A 13,180-nucleotide genomic window follows, 5' to 3' on the forward strand; every position below is an offset into this window, starting at 1 on the left:
TAGTGATGCAATGAAAACGATACGTGCATCTATCAGCGGATTTGGAGCAGTCGGACAGGGAGTAGCAGAAGTATTGTTGAAAAAGCAAGATTACCTAAAAAACGTCGGTCTTGATATCAAAGTTATAGCAATTTCTGATTCCAAGGGTTCTGAAATTAATACTGATGGTATTGATTTATCTTCTGCTTTAGCTCGCAAACTTGAAAAGGGTACAGTTGCACTGGAAGACAAGTCCAGTCTTGAAATTATAGAATCAGTTGACCATGACCTTGTAATTGAGACTACTTCTACAGATATTAATACAGGTGGTATTGGTCTTAAAAATATGTTGTCAGCTTTCAACAGTGGCAAAGATGTTGTAACATCAAACAAAGGACCACTGGCATTGAAATACAATGAGCTAATGGAAGCGTCCAGAAATTCAGGTTCAAATTTCAGATTCGAGGCAACTGTTGGAGGTGCGATGCCAATAATCAATCTTATAAAAGATGTACTTGCAGGTAATGATGTAATCAGTGTAGAAGGCATCTTGAATGGAACCTGTAACTATATTCTGACCCGTATGATGGAGGAAAATGCACCTTATGAACAGATGCTTGCAGAATCCCAGGAACTCGGGATTGCGGAAACCGACCCCAGTTATGATGTGGATGGTATAGATTCTGCATGCAAACTGGTAATACTGGCAAACTCGGTATTTGGTATGTGTTTCTCTTATAAAGACGTAGATGTCACGGGCATCACAAAGATAACACCAGAATCCCTTTTACTTGCACAGAACAACGGTTATGTAATCAAACTTATCGGTGAAGTAAAGGACGACCTGATAAGAGTAGCTCCAAGACTGGTGCCTGAAGACAGTCCACTGGCAGTAGGAGGCACTTTGAATGTAGCATCCATCCAGACCGACCTTTCTGGTACGGTTACTGTAACAGGCAGAGGAGCAGGTTCTATCGAGACAGCCAGTGCGGTTTTAAGTGATATAGTTTCCATTTATAGGGATTAAATATTAATCAGCCATAAATTTATATCACCAAATCCATAAAAAATTTAGTATTAATATGACAAGTTTTAAAAAATTCGCAGATGCCTGCAAGAATATAGAAAAAATCACCAGTTCCCTTGAGATGACAGACCAGGTAGCAGATTTACTGGCTAAAGTGGATACGGATGAGTTACCTGTGGTGACACATTTTATAATGGGTCAGATATTTCCTTCGTGGAGTTCTCAGGAACTTGGTATCGGTGAAAGTCTTCTCTATACAGCACTTTCCAAAGCATCTGGTTTATCAGTTGATGATATTGAAAACATTGTCCGTGATACAGGTGATATAGGAGAAACCGCATTAAGGGCACTGTCAAAATTGTCCAGTAACCAGGTTACTTTTTCGTCCTTTGTTGAAGAACCGATACCTCAGCTTACAATACTTGAGGTGTCAGATCGGCTCAAACGTATAGCCAATGTATCTGGTAAAGGTTCACAGAACCAGAAAGTAAAAAACCTTCAATATCTATTCAATGCATCTTCTCCTGAAGAAGCAAGGTATCTTTCAAGACTCGCAGTCGAAGAGTTAAGGATAGGAGTTGGAGAGGGTATAGTTCGTGATGCAATGTCGAAGGCTTTCAATGTCCCAGTAGAAAAACTGGAACGCAGTTTTATGCTGACAAATGATCTGGGTGCAGTGGCAGTAGCTGCTCATCAGGGAGGTGAAGAGGAAGTTTCAAAACTTGATATACAGGTAAACCGTCCTGTTAGGATGATGCTTGCACAGGTCACGCCAAGCATTGAAACTGCGTTTAATGAGATGGGTAATGCAGCAATCGAGTGGAAATTCGATGGAGCAAGAGTACAGATACACAAGGACAAGGACGAGGTAAATATCTTCTCAAGGAAACTTGAAAACGTTACCAATTCTCTTCCTGATATTGTTGAATCTGTCAAGAACCAGTTGAATGCTGATACTGCAATTATTGATGGTGAAGCTGTGGCAATAGACGAAGATGGACGTCCACGTGCTTTTCAGGATATTTTGAGGCGTTTTAGAAGAAAATATGACGTGTTGTCTACATCCAAAGAAATTCCTATTATTTTGAATATGTTTGACCTGATTTATCTTGATGGTGAAAGTTATATCGATCTTCCGCTTAAATATAGAAGAGAGACACTTGGAAACATTGTTGAAAATACTAAATCAATTAAAGTGGATAAACAAGTCCTAACCAGTGATGTTGAAGAGGCTAACAGGGTATACAATAATGCACTATCAGCAGGTCATGAAGGTATCATGATTAAGAACCCTGAATCGCCGTATTCACCCGGTAAGCGTGGGAAAAACTGGCTAAAGAAAAAACCCATGATGGAGACACTTGACCTTGTTGTTATAGGAGGAGAATGGGGATATGGAAGAAGAGCCAACCTTATCGGTTCATATGCTATCGCTTGCTATGACAGGGATAGGGGTCAATATTTGCCTATTGGGAAAGTGGCAACAGGTATTACCGATGAAAAACTGGAAGAACTTACCAGTCTTTTCTCAGATTTGATAGTTAGTGAAAAAGGGCGAAAAATAGAGTTTAAACCTGAAATAGTTTTTGAAATAGGATTTGAAGAAATCCAGAAAAGCACCAATTACGAATCAGGTTATGCACTCCGATTTCCAAGACTTGTAAATGTTAGGGATGATAAATCACCTGAAGAGTCAGACACAATAGAACGTATAGAAAATATATACCTGAAACAAAGAAGCAGGAACCATAATAAATCTTCCTGAATTATTTTCTATTTGGTTTTTCATTTTATATCTATTGTTTAAAATCAAACCAGTAAATCCTCTATTCCGTAATTCTTGGCTATTTGTATAGCTTTTTCTTGTTCATCCAATCCAAGTTTTCGGTTAATCTCTGGATATTCACAAGACTTGTAAAAGGGAGTATACTGGAACATAAGATTGAATCTAACATGTGTTATGTTTTCAACTGTCCATTCAATTACGGGTTTTGTACAGCATTCAAGATGTCCGGGTAATACAAGATGTCGGATTATTATATCAGAATGTTGATACGCTTCTTTAAAGTTTCTTTTAACAACTTCAGTGTAATTGTTTATGTTTGAATATTTCTTTGCACATCTATTATTACCGTATCGAAAATCTGCAAGAAACACATCTATAATACCTTCCAGCAATTCACTGGCTTCTTCAGAATGATACATGTTGGAGTTCCATATAACAGGAAGATTTTCTGATATGTTGTTGATGGTTTTTAAAACAGTATGAAGATGAGGTGTAGGAGTTACAAAATTTACATTCTTTGAACCTTCTCTGTGTCTTGCATCGATGATTTTTGCAAGGTGGAGGGGTTTGATTCTAATTCCACTCTCGGGTCTGGTTGAGATATCCCAGTTCTGACAGTATACACAGGAAAACACACATCCTGTAAAAAAGATAGTATGAGAGGGCACAATTTCTGGCTCTTCTCCCCGATGTAAAAATTCGGATGCACATCTTGAGACAGAACCAATTCGGCAGTATCCAAGTTCTTTGTTTTTACGGTTTACTCTGCATCTCCATCCGCAATAGGTACATTTTTCAATAATCCTGTCTGCAATTTCGGATTTTAGGTCCATAAGTGATGGATGAACCGATGGACGATCTGTAAAATTTTGGATGTCCTGTATTGTTCTGTTATACAGTTGCCAGTAATTATCCATCGCCTTTGAATGTATGGCCCATAAATTATCAATGGATGTATCAGAATCAAATTCAACTGGAACTTTTTGTGCTATCCTGAAACCTGCTGGAAAATTGTTACTTTCTACTTTGAAGTAATGATTCAAAAATTTCGGAATTTCCATATTGTAATTTATCCGATGACATTCATATCAGTAATTCTTATTGATGGAGTTACTAACCCACCAACACTGCGGATATCATATCCTGCACCAGTAATGTTTTTCAACAAATCAAAAACGTTGCCTGATATCATAAGTGAACTTATGGGTTTATCAAGTTCTCCATTTTTGATTGTAAACGCGTTTCTGGCTTCAACTGAAAAGTCACCTGAAATCGAATTGGCAGTATGTGCCCCGATTACGGTGTTAATATATACACCTTCATCAGTTTCAGAAATCACATCACTTTGTGGATAATCTATAATAAAATTCCTTAGGCCTATACTGGGTGTACCTGTATAGGATTGCCTTATGGCATTACCAGTACTTTCTACATTATCTTTACCTGCACGGTAACTATCATAGAGATATGATTTAAATACACCTTTGTCAATAACTGTGTTTTTCTGGGATGGCATACCTTCATCATCTGTCAGAGCGGTCTCAATACCTCCATCAAGGGTGCCATCATCAACAATAGAAAAGTCAGGTGTAGCGATTTCTTCATTTATTTTTCCTTTAAGGCTTGAACGACCTTTATGTACATTATCGGCATCGATTGCAGATGCTAAAGTATTTTCCAGAATATCTGCAAATGCGAACGGGTGCAAGATTACATCTGTTTTGTGAGGTTCGATATTGATACCATTTCGAGATTTTTGAGCAAGCTCTGCTGCATTTTTACCTATTTCATAAAAGTCTAAATCAAGGTTTCGTGATATTTTGAAATCATATGCAGTGGCTTTATCATCGGTTGTTGTAATAACATCTATAAATCCTGATACCCCGGTTCCTTCCTCTTCGGTTTCAATGCCGTTGCTGTTCATTATCAGTCTTTTATCGTGAAAACGTGAAAAAGATCCTGAAGTAGCCATAACATCAGATGTTGATGTGACACCTTCAATCATCTGAGTTGTCAGGTCAATACAGTCTTCAAGTTCCAGTTGCACCAGTTTATCATCGAAGGTGTTACGGATTGTGGGGTATTGTGTGTTTGACGGCAATGAAACCCATTCAGGGTCTTTTTCTCTTACTCTTGCAGATGAAATAGCTATATTAACGGTATCTTCAAGACGATTATACAAATTTGTACTTGCAAATCCAACAGCACCATTTATTATAGCGCGAATACCGATACCTTTTGTATAATTCTCATTTGAACTATCTACTATATTTTTACGAACATCTGCAGATGTTGAATGATTGTCCAGAACGTAGACTTCAGATTCTTCGGCACCCTTATCTTCTGCAAGTTTAAGAGCTTTATTTGCCATTTCATACATTTGGTTGTTTATGTTAGGCTCCTCCTACCAGTGCATTTGAAACTAATATATGAGGTGAACCATCACTTACCGGCATCAATTGTCCTTTCTTCCCGCATCTTCCAGAATTCATTTCGAGGTCGTTTCCAACCATTGTAACGTTTTTCAGTATTTCAAGAGTATTACCAGAAAGTGAAACATCACGAAGTAAAGAACTTATTTCACCATTTTCAATAAGGTATCCTTTTTCAGCGTTGAACTGGAATATACCTTCACCGGGGTTGACCTGTCCGCCCCGGGACCCGATAAGATATATGCCGTCGCCTATCTCTTCAAGCATTTCTTCAAATTTCGATTCACCGTTGTCGATATAGGTATTACTCATCCTGACAACCGGTTCTGAATATCCCTGTGCTCTACTATTCCCGGGTGTTCCCCCGAGTTTTGCGGCGGTTTCTCTGGAGTGAAGATAGGAATTGAGTACACCATCTTTTATAATTTCTGTTTTTGAAGATTGGACTCCTTCAGCATCAAAGGGGTAATATCCGTATTTATGAAGTGTCGGGTCATCTATAACATCGACGAGTGAGGATGCAATTTGTTCACCAATACGGTTTTCAAAGACAGAATTACCTTCAAGTACAAGGTCTGCCTCTGAAGCATGACCTACCGCTTCATGAACAAATACACCTGCCAGTTCAGGATTTAGTATGACTGGCATATTACCGCCTTTTGGTTTTTTTGCACTGAGAAGGTCAACAGCAGTTTGCCCTGCTGATTCACCAAGCGCCAATGCATCATTTTCATCGAATAATTCAAACCCACTAACATCAAATCTGCTCTCTCTTCCAACCTGATACTCTCCGTTTCCAGATGCAACAGCACTGACGGCAAAACCAGTTCTTGTCAGTTCATGTTCACAATCCAGACCTTCAGAATTGGTATACTCGTATTTAACAATGGATTCGGTATATATTGCAGTAGTATTACTGACACCTTCTATATTTGCACTTTCATCAATATCTTTAAGGAATTGTACTTTTTCTTCAATGGGTATATCCCTTGGGTTTTTTTTGACATTTGGTGTGTTTTTAACCACCGGCTCTGGTGAAGACTTTAGGTTAATTTTTTCTTTCGGGGTTTTATTGTTCATTGTCTTTGCAAGTTTTGCAGCAGAATCAATGGTTTTATCAAGATCAAAATTTCCGTCGACGGATGTTAAACCCCAAGAACCGCCACAGAGGGCTCTTACACCTGCACCTCTTGAGAAATCAACAGAAATGTCTTCAACTTTACCGTTATCAAGGAAAATTGAAGTGGTAGTTCCTTCTACCACTCTTGCATCATAAAAATCCACATCAAGCATTTTTACTTCCTGTCCCGGATTTTTTCATATTCTCAATAGATGCTGGAACTACTTCAGGCATGTCAAAGTTCCATTTTACATTGCTTACCTTTTTGAGTTTGTCAACGATGTTTTTCTTTTCATTTCCTACCAGACTGTGTTCAATAACTTCAGTAATTGTTGATACAGGGATTATTTCTACCTGATCCTTATACTGGTCTTCGATAAGAACATCAGCTTCATTGGCTTTTGGAATTATGATTTTTTGTATTCCTGCCTGAGCAGCAGCTTCAATCTTGTAGGTAACACCTCCGACAGGCAGTACATCTCCCCTTACTGAGAGTGAACCTGTCATTGCAACTGTCTGATTAACAGGTATCTGTTCGATTGCAGATATTACAGCGGTTGCCACTGAAATAGATGCACTGTCACCTTCAACACCTTCGTAAGTACCCACAAATTGGATGTGTATATCTCTGTTTGCAATATCTTTTCCGGTGATGTTTTTGATAACTGCGGATACGTTCTGTACAGCTTCTTTGGCGATATCCTTGAGCATGCCGGTGGCTATGACACGTCCTTCTGAATTCGAGAGCGAAGGTGTAACTTCTGCAATGATAGGAAGTACGACTCCTGAGTCACCTCCCATGACAGCAAGTCCGTTGACTCTTCCGACTTGTTCGCCCTCTTTGGAAAACAGCTGGTACTGTTTCTTTTGTTCAAGGTAATTATCTGCTACCTGTTGTTCAATGGAACGAGCCATTCTTTTGGCAGATATTACATGTTCTTCAGTTGCGTATTCAGAACCTTCGGCTTTTGCAATATCTCCTGCCACTCTAATAAGACCGCCAAGATCTCTGAGTTTTAGAGTAAGGTGTCCTTTTCGACCTGCTCTCCTTCTGGATTCTCGAATGATTTCATCTACAGCAGATTTATTGAAGTGCGGAATATGTCCATCACGCTTGACTTCTTGTGCTACAAACCTCACAAGGTCTTTTCTGTTCTCAGGTGTATCCTCCATTGTGTCACGCATGTAGAGTTCATATCCATATCCTTTTAAACGTGACCTTAGTGCAGGATGCATATTTTCAACAGCATCGAGGTTACCTGCAGCAACCATTATGAAATCACATGGTACAGGGTCGGATTTTACAAGTGCTCCTGAACTGCGTTCGGATTGACCGGTAATCGGATATTCTTTCTCCTGTAATGCAGTAAGCATATTCTGCTGAGTTTCGATATTTAGTGTATTGATTTCATCAATGAACAATACTCCTTTGTGGGATTTATGAATATCTCCACTTTCAACCCTATCGTGAGCGGGTGTTTCCATTCCTCCTGACTGGAAGGGGTCGTGCCTTACATCTCCAAGGAGTGCACCTGCATGTGTTCCTGTTGCATCAATGTATGGAGCATGTTCCTTTTCATAGTTTGAAATTATAAGTTTTGGAACCATTAGGTCGTCTTTTGGCATGAACTGACGAGTCAAAACCAGAATCAAGATAGCAGCAATGATACCCCACAGTAGTTGTCCTACATAGAAGGAATACATGACAATACCAAAGATAAGAAGCAACATCAGCATATTGCGTGACTGGCTTCTTTTACGGGCTTCCATTTTATGAGCCTGTACAATTTCTCTTCCTTTCCCTGCAGGTACTTCCCGTACTTTAGGATTATTTGGGTCTTCGGTGTTGGGATATACCATTACGTCTTTTAATTCTTCTTTTGGCAGAAGTTCAGCCATTGCTTTTGCAAGCAATGATTTACCAGTACCGGGACTACCAATCATCATGACATGGCGTCGCTGTTCAGCAGCTTTTTTCACCACCTCTACAGCATGGTTCTGCCCGATAACCTGGTCTATTAATTGTTCTGGTACATTAACGGATTCAGTTGTATCAAAATCAGCATCATAAACTTCGGCATTTTCGTTGGCAGTATTTTCATTCTCGTTATCCATGGTTAACTCACATAGTTGATAATGTTAAATTATGATTGACTGATTAACTTTATACCTGCTACGTTTATATTATTTATGCACAGGTTTATGTAATCTTTGTCTTTTACTTTTTATCTTAAAAAGGAAATTATTCTTACCTTATATTGAATCTATAAAACTGGTTTTTAGGTAATTATTTATACTATATACTATACATAATATTGATAAAGCTTTTGGTAACTGGTTTAATAGATAGTATTGAAAAAAAGATATTAAACTGTAATACATTCAATAAGATGGTTATGAAATCTATAATACTGGCAATATTTATAATTCTTCTGTCATGTGCAACTTTTGGATATCCAGCATTTGCCCAGCCCGTTGACAATAAACATCAGTATATTGACATAGAACAGATGGTAATTGAATTTGATGATAATGATGCACAAGCCAGAATAAACTATGAACTGGATTTATTTGCACAGATGTATGTTTTTGTCCTGGGTAGCCGCAACCTTGAACCTACATTTGATGATATGTTCAGTGAATTTGAAGATTTTAGGATTGTTGAAATCGGAAAAAATCACGCAAGTTTGATGTTGAGCAATGTTTCAAGACAAAGTAGTGAATATTATCTCCATGATTCCCGTAATCTTGGTACCAATGTTGACAGGTTAATTATTATCTATCCAGAAGGTACAAGTAAAATCCTTGAAAAAACAAACAGCACTCCGAATACTTTCTATACCGGAAAATAAATCTATTAAAAACGTAAAATTATAATAGAATGAATAACTCCCAAAGCTTGGAATATCTTTTTAAATAAAACAATATATTGGTTTTTTCAATGGGAAACTATAACTTAAAATGTTTACAGTGCGGACGAAGTTATCTTGGAGATTATAGACTAAAATGTGATGATGACGATTCTTTTGTTCAGGCTGAATACCAATCAAAGGAACTGGATTTAAAAAATGCACCTGGAATTGGGAAATATAACGAATGGTTGCCAGTACAGGATCTGTTAATGACAGAAGCTGCACCAATAACCTACAAAAGTGAAGAACTGGCAAATGAATTAGAATTATCCAATCTGTACATTAGTTTTAGTGGGTACTGGCCTGAACGCAATGCACTGATAAAAACATGCAGTTTCAAAGAACTGGAAGCACACCCAACAATACAACGTTTGATTGAATCAGACCATTCATCACTTGTACTTGCATCAGCGGGCAATACGGGTCGTGCTTTTGCACATGTATCGGCTTTGAATGGTGTCGATGTCTATATAGTAGTACCACCAAACGGTATGTCACGGATGTGGATTCCGGAAGAACCATCTGATTCTATTCATTTGATAAAAATGGATGAAGGAAATGATTACACTGATGCAATCCATCTGGCAGACAGGATAGCCAAAGTTCCGGGAATAATGCCAGAGGGGGGAGCAAGAAATATAGCCAGACGTGATGGCATGGGTACTGTCATGCTGGATGCAGCAGTAACTATCAAACAGATTCCTGACCATTATTTCCAGGCAATAGGAAGTGGAACAGGGGCAATAGCGGCATGGGAGGCAGCGCTTCGCCTGCGTGAAGATGGTCGGTTTGGTGACCACATTTCAAAACTCCATCTAAGCCAGAATCTTCCGTTTGCACCAATGGTTAATGCATGGAATGCATGTCAGCGTAAAATTATACCGGAAATCGATATGCCGGAACCCAAAAAAAGTATCAGTGACATTTTTGCTGATGTACTTTCAAACAGGGCACCTCCATATTCTGTAAAGGGAGGAGTGTTTGATGCACTTGAAGATACTGATGGTCTGATGTATGGAATTACCAATAATGAAGCAAAAGAAGCAAAAGCACTGTTTGAGTCTCTTGAAGGTATAGATATACTTCCGCCGTCAGCAGTTGCAGTGGCGTCGCTTATTAAATCAATAGACGCTGAAAATGTGGATAAGGATGATGTAATACTTCTTAATATAGCAGGTGGTGGTGTTGAACGGCTAAAAGAGGATTATACACTTTCAAATATTGAGCCTGTAGCCAGTGCAAAGAATCCGGAAATACCGCTGGAGGATGTTCTTGATAAATAAAAGGTGGTATGTTTGTCTACATCAAACAAATCCGATGACCCAGAAAATATTGTTATCCAGATGATGCTGGATAATGGAATCGATTATCTGGCTACTCTGCCATGTGATCGAATAAAAAATTTATTGCCGCTTGTATCCAAAAATTTTGTAGAAATTCCACTTACAAGAGAAGAGAACGGAGTAGGCATTTGTGCCGGACTGTACATGGCGGGCGCAAAACCCATGATGGCAATCCAGAGTAGTGGTCTTGGGAATATGATTAATGCACTGGAATCACTCAATATTGCCTGTGACATACCACTCCCTGTGCTTTCCAGTTGGAGAGGTGTTTATAAAGAAGGTATCGAAGCCCAAAAACCGCTTGGCAAATCATTACCTTCAATTCTGGAAGGGGCAGGAATCGAATATACTATTATAGATGAGACTGAAAAATTATATTTGGTTGACCGGGCTATTTCTGATTCATTTAAAAACCGCCGCCCACATATAATTCTGATGTCACCCAGAGTATGGGAACCCTCTACATGCTTGGCATGGACTGAACAGGATTCGGAAAACCTTAAAGAACGTTCCTATGAAATGACTTTTAAAACCAATATATCTAATCCCGAAATGATACGATATGATGCTATTTCCGCTATTTCACCATTGCTTGATGATGAAGCACTGGTAGCTAATATCGGAGTGCCCTGCAAAGAGCTGTATTCTGTTAATGACAGAGACCTCAATTATTATATGCTTGGTTCACTGGGTCTTGCATCATCAATAGGTATGGGCATTGCGTTAAAATCGGAAAGAGATGTGGTAGTTCTTGATGGGGATGGGAGCATCCTCATGAATCCAAATGCATTAATTGAAATAGCTCGTGCGAAACCATCAAACCTAATAGTTGTAGCTCTTGATAACGGAACTTATGGTTCTACCGGTTCACAGGAAACTTTAACTGCAAAATTCCTTGACCTTGAACTGTTTGCACGTGCATCAGGGTTTACTAATACTATCAAAGTACATACAAAAGATGAGCTTGAGGGTGCATTTTTAAAAGCCAAAAATTCAGGTGAACTGGCGTTTATACATGTGATTTTGAAATCTGGAAATGTATCATGCGAAAATGTACCACTAAGTCCAGTAGAAGTTACTGATAGGTTTATAGAAGCGTTAAAATAAAAAATTATAAGTTTATAAATTCAACTGGTTCTGAAATTTTGAATTTTCCAGATATGATTTTTGTTTTAAGCTCATCTGCAGCTTTTAATGCACGCAACCGGTCTGACTGGCGGACAACAACAGGAACTTTTTTTTCAGTTTCAGCAGTGCAGTAATCGATATTGCCAAGTGTAGCATTGAAAGCATTTCCTGCACAGTTTGTGGTACACAGTCCACAATTAAAACACAATTTTGGATTGTGAACTGCTGATTCGCCTCTTTTATGAGTTACTGCACCCGTAGGACAGGTTCGTTCAACTTCACAGACCTTACAATCAATGCATTCACTTGGTTGATAGGTGACCTCATCATCAACATTGCTCCATACATCTGCATAATTCGTTTTGCATAATGGTAGACGTCCGCTAACATCAACAACTTTAAGTTCAATATCGCTGTTGATTTTTATTATATTGTCCAGAATATTCTGATTTATAACAGGTATAGGTACAGCCCATGTATTTATTATTTCAGGACCTGCAGATGTAACAAATCCTCCCATATATTCAGGAACCATCTCATGCATATCTGAAAAGCCGCTAAGATTTGGTTTTCCTGGACTACTGCGGGTACCAAGCCCGGAAACGTATCCATAATTCCCATTTATCATAACCCTTGTTCCAATTCCTATAGTCTGCAAATCTGGATCGTTTTCTATTGGGTTTAGTTCCCCACAACCACAGAAAGTAGCTTCACTTAATTTTCCTCCAAATTCAGCGGCGTGGAATATGGATGGGACTGACTCGTTTACAGGATTGACAAAAGCTAGATAATTCCTAAATGCATGCCTGGTTCCGAACAATTTGGCGTGCTGCATATCTTTTATGTTGGTATGGGTGCTGAACCAGTGACCATCAATTGTTTCAATTTCTACATTTATAGGTTTACCTTCTACAATTTCTCTGAAAAGATGTCCTCCTCCGTAATCAGGGTTGGTTTTACTGTGGGCAGTTCCATGTACAATCAAATCCAGCACACCCAGCCTTTCATTGGGACACGGACCTACCTGTGCAGGTACATTATTCAACCAAACGCGTGATGCTTTGATGAATGAATTCGGTTCAGCAACTTTAAATGAAAAAACGGCGTATGTTCCGCTCATTATACCTCTGGTTGCGGTGGTGACAACATCAACATCTTCAAAATTGATGTTTTCACCTGAGCGGACACGATTACATATTTCATCAGCAGTTAATACAACGGCTTTTCCATCATCGATTTTTCTCTGTATTTCCTGGTAAGTTTTTTCTTTTTCTGACATATTTTTCAACCGGATATATTATTATGTGTTGTGAGTTTTATATAATATCAATTATGGTTTCACACTTGTGAAGCAAGTATTAAAGTGTTTGGTTGTTAACGAATGACTTAAATTTTGGATTGTTTCATCATGGTTACAAATATATAATAATAAAATATTTTGATATTTTTAATT

10 protein-coding genes are annotated in these 13,180 nt (G+C 38.6%); 5 read left to right on the top strand and 5 right to left on the bottom strand.

The genetic code is table 11. From position 1 onward, the window contains the following. The first annotated feature begins 10 nt into the window (after positions 1 to 10). Both QZ276_RS01175 and QZ276_RS01180 read left to right on the top strand, forming a co-directional pair. A complete protein-coding gene (locus tag QZ276_RS01175) occupies positions 11 to 1,006 on the top strand; it encodes a homoserine dehydrogenase (RefSeq protein WP_292484528.1) in 996 nt (331 codons plus the stop codon). Between the two features lie 55 nt (positions 1,007 to 1,061). Beyond that, positions 1,062 to 2,771 carry an ATP-dependent DNA ligase gene (locus QZ276_RS01180; protein WP_292484529.1) on the top strand — a complete coding sequence of 570 codons (1,710 nt, stop codon included), beginning with the start codon at positions 1,062 to 1,064 and terminating at the stop codon, positions 2,769 to 2,771. Between the two features lie 44 nt (positions 2,772 to 2,815). Here the strand turns inward: QZ276_RS01180 and QZ276_RS01185 are convergent, their stop codons facing one another. Genes QZ276_RS01185 through lonB form a run of 4 tightly spaced genes read right to left on the bottom strand, consistent with a single transcriptional unit; the run spans position 2,816 to position 8,459 of the window. Beyond that, positions 2,816 to 3,853 carry a radical SAM protein gene (locus QZ276_RS01185; RefSeq protein ID WP_292484531.1) on the bottom strand — a complete coding sequence of 346 codons (1,038 nt, stop codon included), beginning with the start codon at positions 3,851 to 3,853 and terminating at the stop codon, positions 2,816 to 2,818. 8 nt (positions 3,854 to 3,861) lie between these two features. Next, the gene (locus QZ276_RS01190; protein WP_292484533.1) at positions 3,862 to 5,172 is read right to left on the bottom strand and encodes a TldD/PmbA family protein; all 1,311 of its coding nucleotides are present in this window, start codon (positions 5,170 to 5,172) and stop codon (positions 3,862 to 3,864) included. Positions 5,173 to 5,185: 13 nt separating this feature from the next. After that, entirely contained in the window at positions 5,186 to 6,517 is a 1,332-nt protein-coding gene (locus QZ276_RS01195) for a TldD/PmbA family protein (protein WP_292484535.1), read from the bottom strand. Further along, the gene (gene lonB, locus QZ276_RS01200) at positions 6,510 to 8,459 is read right to left on the bottom strand and encodes an ATP-dependent protease LonB (RefSeq protein WP_292484537.1); all 1,950 of its coding nucleotides are present in this window, start codon (positions 8,457 to 8,459) and stop codon (positions 6,510 to 6,512) included. Before lonB ends, QZ276_RS01195 begins: the two co-directional genes overlap by 8 nt. A 281-nt stretch (positions 8,460 to 8,740) precedes the next feature. Between lonB and QZ276_RS01205 the strand changes: the two genes are divergently transcribed. The 3 genes from QZ276_RS01205 (at position 8,741) to comE (ending at position 11,706) form a co-directional block, all read left to right on the top strand. Continuing rightward, a complete protein-coding gene (locus tag QZ276_RS01205; RefSeq protein WP_292484539.1) occupies positions 8,741 to 9,196 on the top strand; it encodes a hypothetical protein in 456 nt (151 codons plus the stop codon). Between the two features lie 89 nt (positions 9,197 to 9,285). Continuing rightward, positions 9,286 to 10,539, top strand: coding sequence for a cysteate synthase (locus QZ276_RS01210; protein ID WP_292484541.1), 1,254 nt, complete (start codon positions 9,286 to 9,288; stop codon positions 10,537 to 10,539). Between the two features lie 3 nt (positions 10,540 to 10,542). Next, positions 10,543 to 11,706, top strand: a complete 1,164-nt coding sequence (comE, locus tag QZ276_RS01215) for a sulfopyruvate decarboxylase subunit beta (RefSeq protein ID WP_342765692.1) — start codon at positions 10,543 to 10,545, stop codon at positions 11,704 to 11,706. Positions 11,707 to 11,710: 4 nt separating this feature from the next. On the opposite strand, the gene QZ276_RS01220 is transcribed toward comE, so the two are convergent. Beyond that, positions 11,711 to 13,006 carry a methanogenesis marker 16 metalloprotein gene (locus tag QZ276_RS01220; RefSeq protein WP_292484544.1) on the bottom strand — a complete coding sequence of 432 codons (1,296 nt, stop codon included), beginning with the start codon at positions 13,004 to 13,006 and terminating at the stop codon, positions 11,711 to 11,713. Positions 13,007 to 13,180 lie beyond the last annotated feature (174 nt).

Source organism: Methanohalobium sp., from assembly GCF_018609725.1.
Taxonomy (GTDB): Archaea; Halobacteriota; Methanosarcinia; order Methanosarcinales; family Methanosarcinaceae; genus Methanohalobium.